Raw genomic sequence first — 311 nt, 5'->3', positions numbered from 1 at the left:
GCCGCGCCGCCAAGACCACCGTGCGCGTGCGCGAAGGGGGCCGCGGCAACGCCTACGTCAACGGCCACAACACCGCTGACGAAGGTCGCGAGCTGCGCCGTTTCGACAACGTCCGCGAAGATCGCGGCCGTGGCCGCGGTGGCAAGGGCGGTGGCTTCAAGGGTGGCCTGACGGTCAGCGGTGAAGCGGCGGCCAAGCAGTCGCAGAAGCCGTTCAAGCAGCGCGCCCCGAAGAACGATCGCTCGCTGCCGGAAGGCAACCCGGCCGCGTTCCGCACCTGGTACGTGCCGGATGGCGTGAGCACCGGCCCG

1 protein-coding gene is annotated in these 311 nt (G+C 71.1%); it reads left to right on the top strand.

Going from position 1 to position 311, the window contains the following annotated elements; all coding sequences use genetic code 11:
- Positions 1 to 311: hypothetical protein (locus EN850_RS35230; RefSeq protein WP_210238077.1), on the top strand; the 311-nt coding region annotated here is incomplete at both ends.

The organism is Mesorhizobium sp. M8A.F.Ca.ET.207.01.1.1 (assembly GCF_004794715.1).
Taxonomy (GTDB): domain Bacteria; phylum Pseudomonadota; class Alphaproteobacteria; order Rhizobiales; family Rhizobiaceae; genus Mesorhizobium.
Note: the sequence above shows the minus strand (reverse complement) of the source record. Positions and strands in the feature narration are given on the sequence as shown.